Source organism: Saccharicrinis aurantiacus, from assembly GCF_001660705.2.
Taxonomy (GTDB): domain Bacteria; phylum Bacteroidota; class Bacteroidia; order Bacteroidales; family Marinilabiliaceae; genus Saccharicrinis; species Saccharicrinis aurantiacus.
In genome coordinates, this window is record NZ_LYBV02000036.1 from 92,144 (window position 1) to 113,082 (window position 20,939).

The following is a 20,939-nucleotide window of genomic DNA, read 5'->3' on the forward strand; positions in this document are numbered from 1 at the left end:
TAAAATTATGCCAATCAGAAATTACTTTTTAATTATAGCTATTCTGATATCCGGTCAGATACTTTCACAAAATCAATCGCTTAGATATTCAAATCACTTTACCATTGATGATGGATTGTCGCATACCGGTATCTCATGTATTCTTGAAGATTCACATGGTTATGTTTGGGTAGGTACTTTTGATGGCTTAAATCGTTACGATGGCTACGAATTTGTTGCTTATAAAAACACGCGCGATAAACATTTATTTATCAGTAACAGAATATATGCATTATTCGAAGATTCAAACGGAAATATATGGATAAGTACTGAAGGAGGAATATCTATTTATGATTATAAAACCCAACGCTTTATTGAGGTATATTCTCACTCAAAAATATTAAGAGGCGCAACCGGACCAAGAGTATTTAGCATTACCGAGGATAAGGAAAGTAATACCATTATTTGTGCATCAGAACAATCGGGTTTATTACAGTTCAGTCACAATTTTGAGTTGCTAAATAAGTTCTACCCCAATGCTATAATTCCGCGTAATACAACCAAGATTAGTATTTACGATATTAAGGTATTACCCAAATCGAACTATATTCTTTCTACTTCTTTCGGAATTTTAAACTTCAACTTAAAGAATACCCATTTTAGCATTGTTAAAGAAACACCTCGTAAATATAGTGGCTACGTTACTGTAGTAGGAAATTCAATATTAACCGACACCGATGAGGGGATTTTGGTTTTTGATTACCATCAAAGTGCAGATTCTATAACTTACTCAAAAGGGCTTAATAAGTTAACTGATTATAGAGTTACCAATGCTATTTTAGGTACAAAGGGAAGTCTTTGGGTAGCTACTAGAAATAACGGAGTACAAAAAATAAGTAGTGCCAATCAGTTCTTATCAGGAGGTAATTATACCATTAAAAGTTTTAATAATAGCGGTGGTAATTTAAATATCAACTGCATGGCATCCACTGTTCGTAGTGGGTTTTGGCTAGGTACTATATTTAATAATGGATTGTATCAGTTTAAGGAGCAAGAGGTGCATTTTAACCATTATAGTATCAAGCAAAATTTGCCCTACGATATGGGGTCTGATAATATAATGAGTGTTGCAGAACTCGATAGTAATAGAGTGTTTATATGCACGCTCAATAAAGGAATATCTTTATTCAACACAAAAACCAAAGCGTTTGAACCAATACCAATTGAGTTTGGGCGCAGAGACAAAGAAAAAGTGAAGTCTGTTTATGTTGATAGAGATAAAAATATATGGCTTCAGGTTGGGTTTCAGGGTTTATTCATAGTAAAAAACGGAAAAAAACGGCTTGAGAAAGTACTGTCAAATGGTACCTATAAGTTCTTAGATTATATTGTTCGTTCTTATTCTGAAGATAATGAAGGGAACCTTTGGATTGGCGGTAAGCTAGGGGTTTTCAGGTTAACAATGAGCGACAATGCTACCCTAATTAAAATGCAAGACTTAAGTGAAAATCCATTTTTTAAGGATAAATCATTGGTTGATATTCGCAGTGTTTATGCCGATCCATACCACTCTTTGTTATGGATAGCCTCAGAAACTCGTGGCTTGTACAGAGTTCGAATTTATAACAATACGCGTGTTGACCAATTTGATGTTACGCAGTATTTAAAAGATGATACCAATCCAAAATCTATTTCAAGTAATTTTATCTCAGGTATCACACGCCTGCCTAATAAGGAGTTGTGGTTAAGTACCAACCATGGTGGTGTTTGTCAGCTTATTAATGCCAATACCGATGCTGAGTTTATTACTTATTCAGAGAAGGATGGCTTATCCAATCACGTGGTTACCGGTTTGTCTTTCGATTCTGAGAGTAACCTGTGGTTGAGTACCAATCACGGTATCAATAAATTTGTTTCTGCCGACAGACGATTTCGAATTTTCAGTAAGGATGATGGAGTGCCCTTTGAAACCTATAAGTACGGATCAGCTCAGCTAAAGAACGGGACCATTGTTTTTTATGGCTACGAAGGAATTTGTTATTTCAAGCCCAAACACATTAGAGATACTGAGAAATTACCCAATCTTGAGTTTGGGAGTTTACGCATTTATAATAAAGAAGTTCTTCCCTTAGATACCGTAAACAATAGGGTAATATTAGCTCAAAATATCAACAACACCGAAGAAGTTACCTTGGAGCATTTCGAAAACTCCATTGCCATTGAGCTGAAATCCATTCACTATTCTAATCCACGTAATCATTTTATCGAATATAAAATGTTACCCGTTAATACAGAGTGGATCAAGGTTCCATCCAATCAAAATGTGGTTCAATATAGTGGTTTGCGTTCGGGTAATTACACCTTTAAAGTGCGTGCTTCAAACTCAATAAATAATTGGACTCCAGTAAAAGAGCTTAAAATTAATGTGAAACCGCCTTTCTGGCGAACGCCAGCAGCATTTATACTATACTTAGCCTTGCTGAGCATTATTGTGTATATTATTATAGCATTTCGCTTGCGTATTCAAGGCCTGAATCATAGTCTAGAAATTGAGCAACTCGAGATTGATAATGTAAAAGAAGTGAATGCCGCCAAACTGCGCTTCTTTTCAAATATTTCTCACGAAATTAAAACACCATTAACCTTAATTGCCGGACCAGTAGAAACCTTGGTTGAGAAGTATAAAAAACATGGTGAAATAAGTGAGAAGTTAGCCATTGTGCAGCGCCAATCAAAAAAGATTACGCAGCTCATTGATCAGGTTCATGATTTTCAACGTTCCGATGCCAATCAGCTAAAAATGAATAACAGTACTTTTTCATTTAATAATTTTATTGATGATTTGTGTGCCGATTTTGAGCACTTGGCACAAAGTACCAATAAGCTATTTCAGGTAAATAAGCCCGATGAGGAAATATATGTTTTGGCAGATAAGGATAAGTTGGAAAAGATATATAACAACCTTCTGAATAATGCCTTTAAATACACCAAAGAGAACGACACAATTACCGTAGGGTATAAACAAGATGCGCGTTCTTTACAACTGTGGGTTGAGGATACAGGAAAGGGAATTGATAGCGAAGATTTACCATTTATTTTTGAGCGTTTTTATCAATCTAAAAAGGCGCATAGTGCCTATACCGGTGGTTCAGGAATTGGCTTGGCATTTTCAAAACGTTTGGCCGAATTGCATTTAGGTAAAATAGTTGCGCAAAGTACTTTTGGTGAGGGAACCATTCTTACGGTTGATTTACCAATTATAGTGGAGCAACCAAGTGAATTAATCCTTAAAAAAGAAAAGGAAGTTTTAGAAGCTGGTAAACTTGAATTAGCGGAGATTAAAATGGAGCAAAAAGTAGAATTAAAGCTGAATCACGATTATTCTAAAACCATAGTTTATTTAGTGGAGGATAATAATGATATGCGCATGTTTGTTTCAAAAGCCCTGTCGGAATTCTTTAATGTTAAAACCTTTGCCAACGGACAAGAGTGCATTGATGAAATGCAAGAAGCATGGCCCGACCTTATTGTTAGTGATGTGTTAATGCCCGAGGTAAATGGCTTTGAATTGTGCCGAAGGGTAAAAACGGATATTAAAACAAGTCATATTCCGGTAGTATTATTAACCGCGTGTACTTCAATTGATGAACAAATACAAGGGATTAACGAAGGAGCTGATGCGTATATCAAAAAACCATTTAATATGCAGCATTTGGTAAGTAGTATCGAGTCCTTATTGCAAAGCAGACAGCAGCTTCGTGAGCGCTTTCAGATGAGTATGCCACTTAGGTTAGAGCGCGAACAAGAACAAAGTCAAAGTGATCATATTTTCTTAGAAAAGCTTTATGAAGTGATAAACGAGAATTTGGATAACCAAGATTTAGATGTGGACCAATTGGCCCGAGCTTTATATTTTAATAGAACCAATTTTTATCAGAAAGTTAAAGCCATCACAAACTGTACGCCATTTGAATTTTTAAAGGAATATAGATTAACCAAAGCTGCTGAAATGCTAGTTCAGAATAAAGCTTCTGTTGGTGATGTAATTATAATGACAGGCTTTAAAAGCCGAACCCATTTTAATAAGGTGTTTAAAGAGCGTTATCAGGTTACACCAAGTAAATATGCAGCCGATCAAATACAAAAACTCAATGATACAAATATATAATTGGTGTTGCTTGGTTTAATAATAGAACATTCTTAATCATCAATGTAAATTAAAGAAAGGTTATATTTTAACAGTTTTATAACTCATTATGCATTTTCGATAACTTACTTTTGTAATCCGACAAAATAAGTAAGTGATATAATGCGTAAAACAACTTTATCTAAAAAGATACTTCAAAGCATAACAATTGTATTGATACTATTGGCTATTGCTTTGCGCTTAGGAGGAGCGCGTGAATGGTTTGCTCCTAGCAAAGAGCGGCAGCTCGAAATTACAGATATTCAAAATGTATTTCCAAATGCATCTAGTTATCGATTAAAATCGGATAAAAGTATTGAGGTTCGCTCCGATAAATCAGAGCGGATAGGTACAATACTTTCATCTGTGATTTATGAAACTTCCCAACTTGGGTACAACGATGTATTGCCCATTTTAATTGGGCTTGATCTTGATCACAAAGTAAAAGCCATTGCGGTTCTGGATAATAGTGAGACCGGAGAATTTATGTCGCATGTATATGATAGCAATTTACTATCAAAATGGGATGGGAAGCAGGTTGATACTACATTAATTCAACGCAAAGTGGATGCCATAAGTGGGGCAACCTATAGTAGCGAAGCTATTATAAAAGGCGTAAATGCTACTTTATCAACTTATTTATCCATTGAACAAAGTCATCAATTAAATTGGCTTAGAATAACACAATTGGTGCTTGTATTCATATTAATGCTGTGCTCATTGATAATGGTTTTTACCAAGCGTTTTAAGAACTATTATTTCTACTATTTACTGGCAGTTCTACTGGTATTTGGGTTTTTTACAAACAAAATGTTATCCCTAAGCATCTTTGAAACTTGGCTACAAAACGGCTTACCATGGTACACCAATGTTGAGTTAATACTTATTCTTGTAGCCTCAATTATAATGACTTTTATAGGGAAGCATAAATATTATTGTAACTACCTATGTCCAATGGGAGCATTACAAATGATCGTATCTAAACTATCTCCTTTTAAGAAACGAAAGTTTGTGAAGAAGGTATTCAATATTGATCTGCGTCTCATTTATTTATGTTTTATATGGGCTTCCATTTTAATGGGAATAAGCTTGCCCTTATCATCAATGGAACCATTTTTAGCCTTTGCCTATTCTGTTTCCGGATGGCTTATGATTGGGGCAGGTATGCTAATTATAATAGTATCCTTATTTTTTAACCGTCCTTGGTGTGCGCTTTGTCCAACAGGATGTGCCTTAGATTCGATCCCATCTTTTAAACAAAAAAAATAGAAATACATCATGAAGAATAAATCCAATATATTAAACGTATTATTCATAATTATAATAGTTGTGCTTGTTTATCAATTAACAAAACAAAGCGATGAAGAACAGCCATCAGTCAAGCAAGAAGAAAGCCCGGTTAATCAATCAATTGCTTCTAATTTAGGTGAACAAACTAAAATATCGGTGGGCGTTAAAGGACACGTTATGCCTAAGCCAGCTTTGGTTATTGGTTCGTATGGTGCTGATGGAAATCCGAATATTATGACTGCAGCTTGGGCAGGTATTTGCAATTCAAATCCATTGAGCATAGCAGTGTCTATTCGCGAATCGCGCTTGAGTTATGAAAATATTATGGCAACTAAATCATTTACTGTAAATGTGCCATCAACAGCTCTAGTTGCGGAAATGGATTACGTAGGAAATATCTCGGGACACGATGTTGATAAGTTTAAAGAATTAGGCTTAACGCCGATGAAGGGAGAGTATGTAAATGCACCATATATTAAAGAGTTTCCTATTGCCATAGAGTGTGAAGTTACTCAGGTAATAAACCTAGGTTCGCACACTCAATTTATAGGTAAGGTTATAGATACAAAGGTAGATGCACATCTTATTAAAGAAAATGGAGCTGTTGATATTGAAGCCTTGCAGCCTGTTTTTTACGAAGATGAGTATTATTATTCGTACGGAATACCAGTTGCCAAACCTTGGGATGCGTATAAACTATTTGTAGAAGGGGAGAACCCAAGCTTTAAACCAAAGCAATATACAAATGCTACTATTGCAACCATTCATGAGCGAAAAAGCGTGCGCCACTTTACCAATCAGAAAGTAACTAACACTCAACTAGAAGTATTACTTAAGGCAGGAATGGCCGCACCAACTGCGGTTAATAAACAACCTTGGGCATTTGTTGCAATCACCGATAAAGCTGTTTTAAATGAGCTTGAACAAGATTTACCTTATGCTAAAATGTTATCTCAAGCTTCGGCAGCTATTGTGGTTTGTGGCGATTTAAACAAGGCCATTAAGGTGGATGACTATTGGATTCAGGATTGTTCTGCAGCAACCCAAAACATACTATTAGCGGCTGAATCTATTGGTTTAGGTGCAGTATGGACTGGGGTTTTTCCTCGGCAGGAACGTATTGAAACTGTAAAAACAGTCTTAGGACTTCCTGAGCATATGGTACCGCTTAATGTTATTCCAATTGGTTATCCAACAGGAGAGGATCAGCCAAAAGATAAATGGAAGCCAGAGAATGTTTATTGGCAAAATATGAAATAACCAATCTAAAAGTTAGACATTTAAATTATGTTAAATATAAAATTTTAAATTGAAATTCTTATTCATTAAACCTTAACTCATGATTAATAAACATAATGCTCTTTTGCTCCTTCTTATAACAATTGCAGGTACGCTTGTAGCACAAGAAAATAGTGGTACTAAAACCGATTCGTTAAATATAGATTCAGAAATAGAAACAGAAAACACAGGAGTTAGTAGAAATTATCAAAATATAATGTTGAACAGTGTTAATTCTGAAGAAATAGAATTAAACACAGTTGAAGTGGATGCTGAGGTAGATCCTAATATTGCGAATACAATTAGTGGAGTACGAGGCGATTTTTATGATATAGACGGAACTTACAAGCTACACAATGACCTTTATGTTTATAATCGAAATAAAAAAGATCAGGTTTTAGGAATAGGAGAGTATTACTTTTTGACGCTAGGAATTAGATGGATTTCTAACGATAAACTAACCTTTTTTGCAAATGGTTTATTTATTACGGAGGTTGATGCTTTGGATGGTAAAGTTTATTATCGTTTTGGGGGGCATGCTGGTTTTGATTATTCTATCACAGAGCGATTAACATTTAAAGCCGAAGGTCAGTATTTGGCAGGACCTAAGGGTAATCCATTTGTGGGTAATCATCTTTTTGAACAATCAAATGTAGGAGCTTCGTTAATGTATAAAGTGAGCCCCAAGGTTAAAGTGGGTGTGAATAGTAGGCATGTTTTTGATAATCCAGGGGCTAAAAATATCACAGGAGGTTCTGTAAAAGTAGGCTTCTAAATTAGATAGCTTCTAAAAAGAAGAGCTTGCCTTTAACAGACAAGCTCTACAATTATTGTTATTTAAATCGGAATGAATTAGGCTTTTTGTTTGCGGGCTTTTATTTTAAATATGATGTAGCAAACTATGGCAAAAAACAATGTTATATATAGCAAGCCTTTTAGTTCGGGCAACACATCGTTAAAGTTGGCATCGTAAAGCATTACCTTTCTTAATCCTTCAAGAAAGTGCGTAAGCGGAATGGTTTTGGCTAGCATCACAATGCTTTCGGGCATTTGCGATAGAGGCCAAGTAAATCCACTTAATATAAAGCTAGGCGTGGCTACTACCATAAGTATTTCCGTAGCTTTTAGCTGACTTGGAATGGCCAAACTAACTGCTATTCCCATAAAACTCACTGATACTATTAAAGCCAATAATAGACTAACTAGTGCTAATGGACTAGCATGCAGTGGCACTTTAAATAGTGGGAACATGCTCCATAGTAATAGGATGATGACTGCTCCCATAATCCAGAACAGTACAGATTTGATGAACATAGCCATCCATGGGTTTTGTACCTTGCTATAAAATTCGCTGAAGAATGTTTTTTCTTCAAACTCACGAGCAAAACTCAAGGCCAAAGCCAACATAAACACCTGTTGAATAATTACACCCAAAACACCCGGCCAAAGGAACATCATGTAATTGGCCGATTTATTAAAGAAGCGTGCGTAGTTTACACCAAAGGCTTCGTATTGCTCTTTGGCAGTTACAGCAGGCACTCCTTTTTTAGTAAGACTAGAAATTTCGATACCCGCATTTAAGGTACCCAAAGCCACTTGAATACCTTTGGCGGCATAGTTGGCAGGTAGTATATTGGCGGTATTTACCTCTACTTGTATTTCTGGATGACGCTTTTGAATGATATCTGCCTCGAAACGATTTGGGATCGTAATAATAGCATCGTATCCATTGCTGATCACCAAATTTTTAACATCAGCCGTATTAAAGGCCACATCTACGGTGAGTACTTCAGTATCATCAAGCATCTCAATGGCTTTGTGGCTCATGGGTGTATCGTCCATATCAACCACAAGAACCGGCAAATTATCTACTTTACCTTTGCTGTATACTGCACCCAGTAATAAACCATACAAGAGCGGAGCACCCAAAAATATGGCTACAACAACGGAGTTGCTGGTAAAGAGCTTCCACTCTCTTTTAATTAACGAAAAGAAATTATTCATGCTAAGGCTTTATTATTTCAGTAAAACAGTAATGTTGGTAATCATGTTATTTACGTTTGTGCCTGCAGCAGGTACTGCTTTCACTTCGTAAATAGACTCGCCTAACTCGTACTCAGGGAAGGCTGAAGTAATATTGGCATAGCGTGTTAATTGCTTTACAGATACAATTTTTGCTTTATAGCTTTCGTTGGTGAACGGCGATTCTATATCTACCTTATCCCCAACTTTATATTTAGCAATATTGTGTTCTGTAACTGTAAAACGGAAGTATGCTTTTGATAGTTCGTAACCATTGGCCACACCATAACCTGGTAACACCAACTCGCCTGGGTGTAAGGCAATGGTTTCGATAGTCATGGCTTGTGGAGCCACTAAAAAACGCTCGCTATAGGCCACGTTAGCTTCTTCTAAAGCACCTTTGGCACGTTCAAGAGTTCCTAATGCCATTTGTATTTTCTCATCGCGCACGCCATTTTTCACTTCTTCGTATTTGGCTTTTACACCTACATATTGTGCTTTTGCACCTTGGTATTTCATGTAAACCTCGTCGTGCTTTTGCACAGATACCATGCTATCCTTAAACATATTGTTGATACGGTTGTACGATTTCTCGGCAAACTTATATTGCTCAGTAACCGCATCTAACTTGGCCATAATTTGCTCTAACTGCTCGTTAGTAGCCCCTTTTAGTGCCATTTTATACTGACCCTCGGCAGCGTTAACTGCACCTTGTGCTTGGTTCATTTTGGCTTCAACCTCAGGCATATCTAATAAAAATAAAGTATCCCCTTTGTTTACTTTGTCACCCTCGTTGGCATATATCTCAATAATGCGACCTGGGTATTTAGAAACTACCATTAAGGCATCGCGTTTAATTTTTCCTTGTTCGCCTTCGATGGTTTTTGGTGCACAAGAGCTTAATAGGGCTAGTACACTTAATATTTGAATTTTTATTATTGTTTTCATAGCTATATTGTATTGATAAAATCTGTTCTAGTTTTGTAATGAAGTACTGTTTAATTCGCCCGTTGCATTTAATAACTGAATAGTGCTTTGGCGTTGATCATAAATGGTTTGGTAATAATTTAGTACCATTTTTTCGTAATCGGCCTGAGCCTCAAGGAACTCACTGATCTTAATTAAACCGTTTTGGTATTCTTTGTACGAAATCTCTAAACTCTTTTTAGCAGACTCTTGCTGTAACTTTTGCAAGTTTAATTTGGCATTGTTAACCTGCAACTGATTTAAGCTATTGTTATAATTCAACATTAATAATTCAGCAGCTTCCTCTTTCTTATTTTGAGTTTGCAGCAATTCTATTTTTGCTTTCTGACGTTGCTCGTGCGTATGTAAACCATCAAACAATTCCCACTTAAAACCAACACCAACGGCATTAATAGGGTAGGCACTAATTTCATTAAATCCTAGTGGACCTAGTGCACCATTTTTTACGCCCGCATACGAGTGAGTTGCAAAAGCTTGCACCTTTGGTAAGTAACCACTAGTTTCACTTTTTAGCTTGTATTCTGATGCAATTATAGCTTCGTCTAAGGCTATTAGCTCAGCTCGGTTAAGGTAGCTACCGTTGCCTACTTTTGGGTTAAACGGATCTAAGTTCACATCCAAAGCTTCTACAATTGATAGGGATAAACCAGTTAATTGCTGTAGTTTTAAATGTAAGAGGCTTTTGCTACCAGCGTATTCAATTTGCTTTGAAGCCAGTTCAAGTTTGGCAATGGCAATTTTCTGAAAATCGTGTTGTGTAATTAGGCCTTCTTGTAAGGCTCTTTTGGCAACTTCCTCTTCGCGAACCAATCTTTTCTCACTTTCCGATAAAATAGTATTGGCCTGTGTTAAAAGGGCAATTTTATCGTAGTAGCTTGATACTTCAGCAATAATTTCGGCTTCGCTTTGCGCAAGCATGGCTTCTTCCGCAGCAATTTTATGTTTCATGGCCTTGCTTAAATAAGGCACTTTTAGGCCCGTAAATAAAGTCCACTTGGCAGTTAAACCACCCATCCATAAACTTCCGTTATAATCTAGCGACTCGTTAATGCCCGGAATGGCTGAATTAATGGGCGGAGTAGTTACCGGTAAAGTTCCAATTGGAGGAGGTAGGGGCACCGGTAAAGTCATGCTAGGGATGCTAAATGGAATAGGATCGGTATCCATATTCACTTCGCCGCTCGAATAAGCATACGTTCCGCTTGCTTCAATAGTTGGGATGTAAGTATGTCTTATTTGTTTTCTAATAATGTCAGACTTCTCAACGTTGAGGCGTTGATTTTTAAGCTGCTTATTGTGATCTAATGCCGCCTGAATAAAATATTGCAGGTTTAATACACTGTCTGGAACCTCAGTTTGCGCCTTACTCCCAAAAGTAAAGAAGCCGTAAAGGCATACCAGCAATAGAGTTTTTTTCTTCATTATATTATTCGTTTAAAATATACGTACTTACTTATTTTTTAATGCCATCCCAGCAGGCTTCTGCATAGGTTTCAATGTCTATGTCTTCAATCTCAAGGTTGGTTCTGCGCACCATTCTTATGAGCGAAGTAATGGGACCATGAGCCAATGCCAATAAAGCAGGTATTGGAATTTCTTTTACAATCCCCTCGTGTTGTGCACGTTCTAGTAACTTATAAATAGGAGCCAAAAGTTGTATGGTGTCTGATTCTGCATTATTGGCCGAGAAAGAGTACTGTGTTACAAAATCAGGAATACGTTGGTCTGTGATATACACATCCAAAATAATGGACCATAAGGTTTTAAAGTTCTCCTTAAAAGTGAGTGCCTCATTAAAGTTGTTTTCAACAATATCATTGATCTTCTGTGTTAAAATATTGTTGAGAGAAGCCAACATTTCTTCCTTATTCTTAAAATGCACGTAAATAGTACCAGCGGCAACCTTGGCCTCGGTAGCTATCATTTTCATGCTTACTGCATGTAAACCAAATTTGGTAATTAGCGTAAGTGCAGCATCAAGTATGGCTTCTTTTTTGTCAATCTTTTTATTCTCAATCATTTCTATCTCCTAAACTTGTCGTTTAACGTGGGCAAATATACGCTTTTATTCAAAGAAATGAACGTTCATTCATTTGTGTTATGCTCATAATGAATGAACGTTCATTGTTTAATGAGATATTGGAAAGACAATGAGTAAGTTATCTAAAGTGTTAAAAAATGCTAAAGTGGTTTGTAATGATACTAGCAATTTAGTAAGCAGAATTCGATTTAAATTGAGTAATTAATTTTTTTAATGATTGCATATTAACAACTAATTAACAGGTGTATAGATAGGAATAATGTAATTAAGTTAAGATATTGGAGTGTCGAATTACCCTATTGTAATAAATTCTAATAAAGAAAATATGTCCATGTATACCTTATTGGTTAATAATAACCATTACGAAGTAGATGTTGAACCAGATACGCCTCTGTTATGGGTTTTGCGCGATCATATTAAATTAAAAGGCACCAAATATGGTTGTGGTATTGCCATGTGCGGTGCGTGTACGGTTCATATTGATGGTGAAGCAGCTCGCAGTTGTAGTTTGCCTGTTTCTAGTTTGGCACGTAAGCGAATAACAACAATAGAGGGGCTTTCGCCCGATGGAGATCATCCCGTTCAGCAGGCTTGGGTTGAAGAAGATGTGGCGCAATGCGGTTATTGTCAGGGCGGACAGATTATGAGTGCGGCATCGTTTCTTAAAACTAATCCCATGCCATCGGTAGACGAAATAAGAATGGCCATGAGTGGTAACATCTGTCGTTGTGCTTCTTATAATAGAATTGAAAAGGCAGTTGTTTTGGCAGCTCAAAAATTAAAACAACAATAAGTGCTCCTCTCAAAACTAAATAATCATGAAAAAGAAGATAGATAGAAGAGGCTTTTTAAAGGTATCAGCCTTATCAGCTGGAGGAATGCTCATTGGATTTAACCTTTTCTCAAGTTGCAAGAATTCAGCCAAGTTGCCCGATGATATTTCAAAACTCAATTATAAAGACTTTAATGCTTATATACAGATTGCACCAAGTGGAGCTGTGACCATTTACGCGCCCAATCCGGAAATAGGGCAAGGTGTAAAAACATCCTTACCCATGCTAATTGCCGAAGAACTTTGTGTTTCTTGGGATTCGGTTTTAGTGAAGCAAGCCAACTTAGATGAGGCATACTATCGTCAAATGTCGGTGGGGAGTACCTCCATATTAATGGGATGGTTGCCTTTGCGCGAGGTGGGTGCTACTGCCCGTCAGATGTTAGTGAATGCCGCAGCTCAGCAGGCAGGTGTTGCGCCTAGTAAATGCACCATAAAAGAAGGGATAATTACCTGCGATGGTAATATAAGCATTGGCATAGGCGAAGTGGTAGAAGAAGCGGCCAAGCTTGAAATACCTACTGACGTAAAGCTTAAGGATGCTAAGGATTTTACAATTATCGGACGAAATATTAAGAATGTTGATGCTAATAATATAGTCACAGGTAAGCCGCTGTTTGGTTTAGATTATGAGTACGATGGCAAAAAGATTGCTTGCATGATGCGTGCTCCCTTCGGTTATAAACTTAAATCGTTTGATGCTACAGAGGCGCTTGCTCTGCAAGGTGTAGTGGATGCGTTTAGTTTTATGCAAAATAGTATTGCTGTTGTGGCAGAAGACACATTCACTGCAATGAAAGCCATAAAACTGATAAAGCCCGTTTGGGAAGCCACCAAAAGAGCAGCCGATTCAGAAAAGGAAAATGTGAAAATAAAAAGCTTGTTACAGGATTCTAAATACGATTTAATTCAGAGTACCGGTAATGTAGATAAAGCATTTGCTAGTGCTGAGGCCACAATAGAGCAGGTGTACGAAACGCCTTATTTGCCGCACAGCTGTATGGAGCCAATGAACTTTTTTGCCCATGTTACCGACGATTGGATTAAGTTAGCAGGTCCCATTCAAACCCCACAGAATGCTTTAAACAGAGTAGCCAATGCGCTAAAGCGCGATAAAAAAGATATTACGCTAGAACTTACGAGAATTGGGGGAGGTTTCGGTCGTCGATTATTTGGTAATTATGCACCGGAGGCTGCTATTATTTCTCACAAATCTAAGTATCCCATTCAATTGGTATACTCGCGTGAGGAGGATATGATGGGGGGGATCTATCGTCCTGCTATTTCTTACAAAGTTAGTGGAGCCATTAAAAGTAACCAGGTCAGTGCTTATAAGTTAAGGCAAGTTGGAAGTACTTCTTTAAAAGGAAGGTTTGCCAATCGCTTTCCAACTGGGGCAATACCGAATGTGCGCTTAGAGAGTATTAGAAATAAATCTTCAATCACAACCGGAGCTTGGCGCGCACCCATTTCTAATGTTTATGCTTTTGCAGAACAATGCTTCTTGGATGAGGTGGCTTTTAAGCTTAAAAAAGATCCCATTGCCTTTCATTTAGAATTGATTGAAAAGGCAAAGAAATCCGATAATGAGCACCTGGTATATGAGCCAGAAAGAATGGAAGGCGTAATAAAACTGCTGGCTAAAAAAGCCAATTGGGGCAATCAGTCCGAAGGAGTGTATCAAGGCTTTTCTCAATATTTTAGTCATGAAACCTATGCGGCCGAAGTGGCTGAAGTGGAACTAAGAAATGGCATACCTGTGATTACCCGTGTTATTTGTGCCATTGATTGTGGCTTAGTGGTGAATCCCTTGGGTGCTAAAAACCAAGTGGTCGGTGGGATTATTGATGGTATTGGACATGCCATGTATAGTGATTTTTGCATAAAGGATGGCCGACCAACAGTTACAAACTTTGATAGGTATAGACTGATACGGATGAATGAAACCCCGCAGGTTGAATGCCACTTTGTACAAAGCAATTTGGCACCGAGTGGTTTGGGAGAACCTTCTCTTCCTCCTGCCGGAGCAGCAGTTGCCAATGCCATATTTGCCGCCACAGGAGTGAGAATTACCAAGCAACCATTTATTAAAAATAAAGAAGTGTTTGGGTAAATCATTTTTTAATAGGCTTATTTGATATAAGCGCCACGGAGAAAGGCCTCTTTACATAACGCTTTTGTTTTAGCTAAAGCTTTAGTAAGACCAAGAAGTTGAGAGCTTTGCTCGAAAATCACTTGGCCGCACTTAAGATTTAGATAAATAAGAAAGTGATTTGTAAAGCAGCCTTGACTTTCTTTTGCTTCTGTTTTCTTGTGTCAAGACAAGAAAATGAAGTCAGGGTTTGGGATGAAATCCCAAGACAATATTTATCATCAAGAATAAAGAAATCTACAACAGGAAAAATAAATGACTCACGAGTTTCAAAAAATACTAAAAGCCTATCAGCTGTTTAAATCTCAAAACATAAAATGTGTTTTAGCCACCGTGGTTGCCCTCGACGGCTCATCGTACCGCAAACCAGGGGTGAGTATGCTTATTGCACAAAATGATTGCATGGTAGGTGCAGTAAGTGGAGGTTGTGTTGAGAAAGAGGTTTTAAGAGAAGCACAAGAGGTGTTCAAAACTTCAGAACCTAAAATGATGACCTACGATGGGCGTTACCGCTTGGGCTGCGAAGGAACTTTATATCTATTGATTGAGCCTTTTACTATTCAGGATGAGGTGTTGCTCTCCATTGAAGCTCTTATCGTAAATCGAAAACCCTTTGTTATAAAACACTTTTATCAGCGCGAGCTGGCTTCAGTAAATGGATTGAGATCTTTTATTCAAATAGAAGATAGCCTGCATTGTTTTGATGCAAACTACAATTTTGAGCTTGATGAATATGGCAGTAGTTTGGTGTTAGAGCAAGTTAAAAGTGCCAAGTTTCAGCTCATTATTTTTGGTTCAGAATATGATGCTGTGGTATTATCAGAGATGGCCAGTAAGTTAGGTTGGGATGTGCTGATAGTGAGCACGCCATTTGATGCCTACTCCCGCAATAATTTTCCCGAAGCTACGGATGTGATTCAGGCAACGGGCGAGCAATTTAATGCCGAAATAATAGATGCCAATACCGCGCTTATTCTGATGACGCATAACTACGCAAAAGATTTAAGTTACCTGATGGCCATTCAGCACACCAAAGCCTGTTATATTGGTTTATTGGGCTCTGTAGGCCGAAGAGAAAAACTCATCAACGATTTTCTGATTCAAACCAATTCCTTGGATGAGGCATTTTTAGATTTATTACATGGCCCTGCCGGATTAAATATTGGTGCAGAAACTCCCGAAGAAATTGCCTTATCCATCTGTTCAGAAATAGTAGCTGTACAACGAAATAAAAATGCCCATCCCTTAAAAGAATTGATGGGCAATATACATTCAGTTTAGCGATGATAAAGCCCACACAAAATATAGCTTTGATAATATTAGCAGCAGGAAAAGCCCAGAGGATGGGCGAAGCCAAGCAATTGATGCGCTATAAAAACAAAGCACTCATTAACCATCAGGTGGATAAAGCCCTTGAGCTAGGGGCTAAGGACGTGTACCTTGTTGTGGGTGCGCATAAAGAGCGTATTGAAAATGCCCTGACAGAACCATCGGTTCATATGATTTATAACGAGAATTGGGAGAAGGGAATTGGTGCGTCAATAGCTAAGGCAACGCAGGTAATTTCAGAAATGGATACCTATGATGCTGTGCTCATTAGCTTGGCCGATCAACCCCTTATTCCCTTGGCACATTATCGAAAGCTATTAATGCAGTTCCAGAGTAATGTTACATCAATAATAGCCACCAAAGCCGAAGAAAGCATTGGTGTACCTGCTGTGTTTGGTAAAAGGTATTTTTCAGCCTTAATGGATTTACAAGATAATAAAGGGGCAAAAAGCATTATTAGCTCCAACAAGGATGCTGTTACGCTGGTATATTTAGATAAGGGGTATTTAGATATTGATACTCCTGAGGATTATCGGAACTTATTGCAAAATCAATAGCTTGTGCAGGTTGCATCATATAAGTACTCATAATTTTAAAATGCTATAACTAATTAATCAGTGTCTTTGTCTATCGGAAACATTGAGTATAATTAACGGGCATGCTTATGTTGAAGAGCACCGAAAAGAAATGCGTGATAAGGCATTTACCTTACTTAAAGAAGTGGTTGATGAGGTTTATGAATATGGTCGATTTGTTTTCAGAAACGATGCTGATCATGTGAAAGTTTATGGCAGTAAATACAAAAGAGATAGAGCTGCTGCTTATCAACGTTCAAAAAAAGAAAAACAGGAATAAATGAGTACTTGTTTTTATAAAGGCATAAAGGGTTTCGCACTAGCGGAACCCTTTTTTTGTGATTTGTATTTTTACCTTAGAATTTACATCATTATAAAAATGCAGAATTTTAATCTCAATCTCTATATTTTTTAAGGTATAAGTTAAGCGTGTAAGAAGTATGCTTGTTACCTCAGAATAGTCAGACATTGGCTTTAGTTCGTTTTTTACTCGTTTAATAATTTCTGACCAACTGCGCCAACAATAAAGAAAGTAAAACAGCTAGTAAAGAATAGAATTATTTGAGTAATATGCAATCCTAAAGAAGTGGAGTCACTTGTTAAGTTAAGAACCAGTACAATTGAAGATGGTACAAGTCCAAAAATAATAATTATTGAGATTGTTAATGCAACTAACTGCCATCTTGTTTTTGAATTTGAATTTGATATCCCAGATGAGAATTTTACTACAGATTGTCCAAAAAGGATAAGTGAAATTATAGACCACTCGGTGTTAAAAAAGAGAGATTTAAAGTTGCCTTCATAGCTCCTGACGATGAGTAATATAATAATCGGCAAGAGTGTGAATAAAAATTCAGAAGTAAGAATATATTTTACTGTTTTATCAAGTTTCATAATTTACTATTGTGAATGACATCCAACACTTCCAAAATTTCTAGTTTTTCCGAAATTAAATAACGGTTTCTGTTATACTTTGAGGTTTGCCGAACTAATACTTTTAATGAATCACCAGGCACTACAACAATTTGTCCTGCATGAAATTTTTTTATCCATTTTTCATCAAGTATTTTAACGGATATTGCTTTTTTTCCAAGTTTAAATCCCCATGCCGAGTCCCCAAGAAAATCAGGCTTTTTTATTAAGTAAAATAAGGTAGAGTCATTAATGATTTTATCCTCAGTTAAGGAGTCTTCAACGGCTTCAATATCAATTTTTGGTGTGCCTGTTTTTATTCCCTTAACTTCGTTTCTGTTGCTTTTAAGTTCATATGATTCATGTTGACTTAGCTTTTCGGTTGAGTCATTTATGTTGTTTATTACTTTTGCTAGTTTTAAAATATCAGGCTTTGAATAATTAAATGTTTTTGCTATTTCTGTTTCTTCAGCTATTTCTTCAATTCTAGTTTTAAGGATATCTAAATCTTCAACACTAGATTTTTCATCTGCAAGAAATTTTAATGATTCAGCACGAGAATTTTCAACAAATTCTTCTATTTTTTCTTCATTATGAGCATCATCAATAGCACCCTCTTCACTAACTATTAGTCTATCATAGAATTTACCTATTAAAGACCCTTTTTCTATATCATCTAGTATAATATTAGATTTTATTTTCGAATTTACACTCTCAGAAATTAGATGATCTAAACCCTTAAGACCTTCTATAATCTCTGCAAATGAAATAAATAACCGGCTTGGGTCGACTGTTTCTCTTTTGAAGTCCAACCTTATTTCGAACTTACTCTCAATTGTTTTTTTCATTGGTAGATTTTTAGGTTTTGTGAAAAATGAGCAAACAAATATAAATCTTTTCAGGACTATGTACTCATTTTTAATGAGTCTAGTCTTTTTAGTACATGATTTTCTGATATGAAAATGTTTTACTCATCGATAAAAATCACGAAAACCATCATCTTATTATGAATCTCGCTAGCGAGATTGGGTATCCTTGATGCGAGATTCACCTTCGGAGGTGCGAGATCGCCTTACCTGCATGCGAGATTCATGAAGTACCCATGCGAGATTGGCTTCCCCCTATGCGAGATTCACTTCCCTTAGTGCGAGATTGACTTTTTGGGCGTGAGATCGCCAGCCCATAAGGGCTGTAGCACACCTACAATTTAATCGAAAACTTCTTCAAGCGTTCATCTAACATGTGGTGCGGTATAATATCTTTAACGCTATCGGCCACAGCATTAATTAATCGTTCTTTAATAAAGTCTTTTTTAATTACGATGGAAACTTCGCGTATGGCCGGAGGATTTGATATTTCGCGCACGTTTTCCCATTGTTTTTCGTTTAACGAATCGAGGTGTAGCTCGGGTATTACCGTATATCCGCCATTATTATCAACAATGCGGATGAGAGTATCTATGCTTCCGGCCTCAAAGGTTTGGTTATAGGGCATGGTTTTTAGGCAGAAATTAAAAATTTGATCGCGCAGGCAATGCCCTTCGCCCAATACCCAAAGGTTTTCTTGGGGCATATTATCTGCCGTTAAAGTTTGATTTCGCAATGGATGATCCTTGGCAAAATAAGCCACAAATGGCTCGTAATATAAAGGTATCTCAAAAAAATCGGATTCATCTAATGGGGTGGCGGCAATAAAAAAATCAATCTCATCGCGCTTTAACGCAGCAATAGAACTGGCCGTGGTAAGTTCTGATATGGATAATTGCACATCCTTGTAATTGGTATTAAACTCGCCAATAAGGTGTGGCACAAGGTAAGGCGCAAGCGTTGGTATTACACCAATATGCAAGGGGCCCGATAATAATTGCGTTTCGTCGCTCACAATATTTTTCACTTTTCGCATCTCACGCAAAGTGTTTTCGGCCTGCAGAATTATGCGTTCGCCCATTTTGGTGGGCTCCACCGGATGTTTCGATCGGTCGAAGATGGCCACATCCAATTCTTCCTCCAATTTCTTTATCATCATGCTTAAAGTAGGCTGCGTAACGCCACATTCTTTAGAGGCAGTTACAAAATGACGAAATTTATTTACGGCTACAATGTATTCTAATTGCTGTATAGTCATGATAATGTGGAGTTATAAATTATATCTATGCAAATATAGATAATATCTGTTTGATTGATACTTGAAAGAGCAATATGTTTGTATCAGAAATTTAGAAACAGCTTAAGATTTGTTTTTAGGAATTATTGAAGTCTATTTCTTAATCAAATTAAGGCATTTTTGAGGTGCATAGCCTTAGCTACGTACCGATAAAATAACAATAATTTGATAAGAAAGAGGACCAATAAAACTGAAAGATAAATATTAAGAAGTTTCTCAAACAAGAACAAATAATATAAATACTTAAAACATAAAATTATGTCACAAATTGGTAATCAAGTAGTAGATTTTGAAGTACAAGCATTCGTAAACAATCAATTCGAAACAGTAAAAAAAGAAGACGTATTAGGAAAATGGTCAGTGTTTTTCTTTTACCCAGCCGATTTTACTTTTGTTTGTCCAACTGAGTTAGAAGATTTAGCGAACTCATACGATGAGTTTAAAGCAACAGGTGCTGAAATTTACTCTGTATCAACCGATACACATTTTGTACACAAGGCATGGCACGATACTTCGGAGACTATCAAAAAAATTAATTACCCAATGCTTGCCGATCCAACAGGCGTTTTATCACGAGGATTTGATGTGATGATTGAAGAAGCTGGTTTAGCTGAGCGTGGTACTTTTATTGTGAACCCTGAGGGCGAAATAGTATCGTACGAAGTAGTAGCTGGTAACGTGGGTCGTAATGCCGATGAGTTATTACGTAAGCTAAAAGCTTTACAATTTGTAGCGGCTAACCCAGCTGAGGTTTGTCCTGCTAAATGGAAAGAAGGAAACGAAACCTTAAAGCCAAGTATTGATTTAGTTGGTGTGATTTAATCAACTAGAGAGAAGATTTTAGCTAAGCGCCTTGAGATCGCCGCGTTCTTCTCGATGACGCAATGCCGTAAGCGACACGTCATTCCGAGGAACGAAGGAATCTCAAGTAGAGCTGTAAAGCACATTATTAATTGATAATTATAAATTGCTCAAGCCGCAGGGCTTCTACTTTTTGCTACAGCCCAAAAAGTAGACAAAAAGCCCGTCGGCTGCTTTTTAAAAAGTCTGCTTAATTTAAAACGCTTTAAGTGCGGCTGGGTGATCTTCGGGTCAAGCCCTCAGCTTCCCAGTCTTACTAAAAGGCGTATTAAAATAAGCATCCATTTAAAAAGAGGCCACTCAACCATGGCGAAAAAGGTAGATGCAAAAAG

The 20,939-nt window shown here is 37.1% G+C and carries 17 protein-coding genes; 10 read left to right on the plus strand and 7 right to left on the minus strand.

Going from position 1 to position 20,939, the window contains the following annotated elements; genetic code table 11:
- Positions 1 to 7 precede the first annotated feature (7 nt).
- The 4 genes from A8B35_RS19250 (at position 8) to A8B35_RS19270 (ending at position 7,508) form a co-directional block, all read left to right on the plus strand.
- On the plus strand, positions 8 to 4,147 hold the full coding sequence (locus A8B35_RS19250) for a hybrid sensor histidine kinase/response regulator transcription factor (RefSeq protein WP_068475071.1): 4,140 nt from the start codon (positions 8 to 10) through the stop codon (positions 4,145 to 4,147).
- Positions 4,148 to 4,288: 141 nt separating this feature from the next.
- Positions 4,289 to 5,434 carry an FMN-binding protein gene (locus A8B35_RS19255; RefSeq protein WP_068475074.1) on the plus strand — a complete coding sequence of 382 codons (1,146 nt, stop codon included), beginning with the start codon at positions 4,289 to 4,291 and terminating at the stop codon, positions 5,432 to 5,434.
- A 9-nt stretch (positions 5,435 to 5,443) separates the two neighbouring features.
- A complete protein-coding gene (locus A8B35_RS23060; protein WP_083634548.1) occupies positions 5,444 to 6,715 on the plus strand; it encodes a flavin reductase in 1,272 nt (423 codons plus the stop codon).
- A gap of 79 nt (positions 6,716 to 6,794) precedes the next feature.
- Positions 6,795 to 7,508 carry a hypothetical protein gene (locus A8B35_RS19270; RefSeq protein WP_068475077.1) on the plus strand — a complete coding sequence of 238 codons (714 nt, stop codon included), beginning with the start codon at positions 6,795 to 6,797 and terminating at the stop codon, positions 7,506 to 7,508.
- Positions 7,509 to 7,585: 77 nt separating this feature from the next.
- Here A8B35_RS19270 and A8B35_RS19275 read toward each other — a convergent pair whose 3' ends face one another.
- Genes A8B35_RS19275 through A8B35_RS19290 form a run of 4 tightly spaced genes read right to left on the minus strand, consistent with a single transcriptional unit; the run spans position 7,586 to position 11,762 of the window.
- A complete protein-coding gene (locus A8B35_RS19275) occupies positions 7,586 to 8,737 on the minus strand; it encodes an ABC transporter permease (protein WP_068475081.1) in 1,152 nt (383 codons plus the stop codon).
- 12 nt (positions 8,738 to 8,749) lie between these two features.
- Entirely contained in the window at positions 8,750 to 9,703 is a 954-nt protein-coding gene (locus tag A8B35_RS19280) for an HlyD family secretion protein (RefSeq protein WP_068475083.1), read from the minus strand.
- Between the two features lie 27 nt (positions 9,704 to 9,730).
- Positions 9,731 to 11,164, minus strand: coding sequence for a TolC family protein (locus A8B35_RS19285; RefSeq protein ID WP_068475086.1), 1,434 nt, complete (start codon positions 11,162 to 11,164; stop codon positions 9,731 to 9,733).
- 31 nt (positions 11,165 to 11,195) lie between these two features.
- Positions 11,196 to 11,762, minus strand: coding sequence for a TetR/AcrR family transcriptional regulator (locus A8B35_RS19290; RefSeq protein ID WP_068475089.1), 567 nt, complete (start codon positions 11,760 to 11,762; stop codon positions 11,196 to 11,198).
- 346 nt (positions 11,763 to 12,108) lie between these two features.
- Between A8B35_RS19290 and A8B35_RS19295 the strand changes: the two genes are divergently transcribed.
- From A8B35_RS19295 to A8B35_RS19315, 5 genes are all read left to right on the plus strand, one after another.
- On the plus strand, positions 12,109 to 12,576 hold the full coding sequence (locus A8B35_RS19295) for a (2Fe-2S)-binding protein (RefSeq protein ID WP_068475092.1): 468 nt from the start codon (positions 12,109 to 12,111) through the stop codon (positions 12,574 to 12,576).
- 25 nt (positions 12,577 to 12,601) lie between these two features.
- The gene (locus A8B35_RS19300; protein ID WP_139314943.1) at positions 12,602 to 14,728 is read left to right on the plus strand and encodes a xanthine dehydrogenase family protein molybdopterin-binding subunit; all 2,127 of its coding nucleotides are present in this window, start codon (positions 12,602 to 12,604) and stop codon (positions 14,726 to 14,728) included.
- A 294-nt stretch (positions 14,729 to 15,022) separates the two neighbouring features.
- Positions 15,023 to 16,048, plus strand: coding sequence for an XdhC family protein (locus A8B35_RS19305; RefSeq protein WP_068475098.1), 1,026 nt, complete (start codon positions 15,023 to 15,025; stop codon positions 16,046 to 16,048).
- Positions 16,049 to 16,077: 29 nt separating this feature from the next.
- Positions 16,078 to 16,653: a nucleotidyltransferase family protein gene (locus tag A8B35_RS19310; RefSeq protein WP_171973238.1), complete on the plus strand. Its 576-nt coding sequence runs from the start codon at positions 16,078 to 16,080 to the stop codon at positions 16,651 to 16,653.
- Positions 16,654 to 16,735: 82 nt separating this feature from the next.
- The gene (locus A8B35_RS19315; RefSeq protein WP_068475104.1) at positions 16,736 to 16,951 is read left to right on the plus strand and encodes a hypothetical protein; all 216 of its coding nucleotides are present in this window, start codon (positions 16,736 to 16,738) and stop codon (positions 16,949 to 16,951) included.
- Positions 16,952 to 17,157: 206 nt separating this feature from the next.
- Here A8B35_RS19315 and A8B35_RS23210 read toward each other — a convergent pair whose 3' ends face one another.
- From A8B35_RS23210 to A8B35_RS19330, 3 genes are all read right to left on the minus strand, one after another.
- Positions 17,158 to 17,565: a hypothetical protein gene (locus tag A8B35_RS23210; protein WP_139314944.1), complete on the minus strand. Its 408-nt coding sequence runs from the start codon at positions 17,563 to 17,565 to the stop codon at positions 17,158 to 17,160.
- On the minus strand, positions 17,562 to 18,431 hold the full coding sequence (locus A8B35_RS19325) for a hypothetical protein (protein WP_068475110.1): 870 nt from the start codon (positions 18,429 to 18,431) through the stop codon (positions 17,562 to 17,564). The genes A8B35_RS23210 and A8B35_RS19325 overlap by 4 nt, the downstream gene beginning before the upstream one ends.
- A 352-nt stretch (positions 18,432 to 18,783) precedes the next feature.
- Entirely contained in the window at positions 18,784 to 19,707 is a 924-nt protein-coding gene (locus A8B35_RS19330; RefSeq protein WP_068475113.1) for a hydrogen peroxide-inducible genes activator, read from the minus strand.
- Positions 19,708 to 20,004: 297 nt separating this feature from the next.
- Here A8B35_RS19330 and ahpC point away from each other — a divergent pair, with 297 nt between their 5' ends.
- Positions 20,005 to 20,568 (plus strand): alkyl hydroperoxide reductase subunit C, encoded by a 564-nt coding sequence (ahpC, locus tag A8B35_RS19335; protein ID WP_068475117.1) that lies wholly within the window; start codon positions 20,005 to 20,007, stop codon positions 20,566 to 20,568.
- Positions 20,569 to 20,939 lie beyond the last annotated feature (371 nt).

What these genes read in the sequence shown, in the direction of transcription:
- A8B35_RS19250 (WP_068475071.1), top strand. Translation starts at nt 8, where the DNA reads ATGCCAATCAGAAATTACTTTTTAATTATAGCTATTCTGATATCCGGT.
- A8B35_RS19255 (WP_068475074.1), top strand. Translation starts at nt 4,289, where the DNA reads ATGCGTAAAACAACTTTATCTAAAAAGATACTTCAAAGCATAACAATT.
- A8B35_RS23060 (WP_083634548.1), top strand. Translation starts at nt 5,444, where the DNA reads ATGAAGAATAAATCCAATATATTAAACGTATTATTCATAATTATAATA.
- A8B35_RS19270 (WP_068475077.1), top strand. Translation starts at nt 6,795, where the DNA reads ATGATTAATAAACATAATGCTCTTTTGCTCCTTCTTATAACAATTGCA.
- A8B35_RS19275 (WP_068475081.1), bottom strand. Translation starts at nt 8,737, where the DNA reads ATGAATAATTTCTTTTCGTTAATTAAAAGAGAGTGGAAGCTCTTTACC.
- A8B35_RS19280 (WP_068475083.1), bottom strand. Translation starts at nt 9,703, where the DNA reads ATGAAAACAATAATAAAAATTCAAATATTAAGTGTACTAGCCCTATTA.
- A8B35_RS19285 (WP_068475086.1), bottom strand. Translation starts at nt 11,164, where the DNA reads ATGAAGAAAAAAACTCTATTGCTGGTATGCCTTTACGGCTTCTTTACT.
- A8B35_RS19290 (WP_068475089.1), bottom strand. Translation starts at nt 11,762, where the DNA reads ATGATTGAGAATAAAAAGATTGACAAAAAAGAAGCCATACTTGATGCT.
- A8B35_RS19295 (WP_068475092.1), top strand. Translation starts at nt 12,109, where the DNA reads ATGTCCATGTATACCTTATTGGTTAATAATAACCATTACGAAGTAGAT.
- A8B35_RS19300 (WP_139314943.1), top strand. Translation starts at nt 12,602, where the DNA reads ATGAAAAAGAAGATAGATAGAAGAGGCTTTTTAAAGGTATCAGCCTTA.
- A8B35_RS19305 (WP_068475098.1), top strand. Translation starts at nt 15,023, where the DNA reads ATGACTCACGAGTTTCAAAAAATACTAAAAGCCTATCAGCTGTTTAAA.
- A8B35_RS23210 (WP_139314944.1), bottom strand. Translation starts at nt 17,565, where the DNA reads ATGAAACTTGATAAAACAGTAAAATATATTCTTACTTCTGAATTTTTA.
- A8B35_RS19325 (WP_068475110.1), bottom strand. Translation starts at nt 18,431, where the DNA reads ATGAAAAAAACAATTGAGAGTAAGTTCGAAATAAGGTTGGACTTCAAA.
- A8B35_RS19330 (WP_068475113.1), bottom strand. Translation starts at nt 19,707, where the DNA reads ATGACTATACAGCAATTAGAATACATTGTAGCCGTAAATAAATTTCGT.
- ahpC (WP_068475117.1), top strand. Translation starts at nt 20,005, where the DNA reads ATGTCACAAATTGGTAATCAAGTAGTAGATTTTGAAGTACAAGCATTC.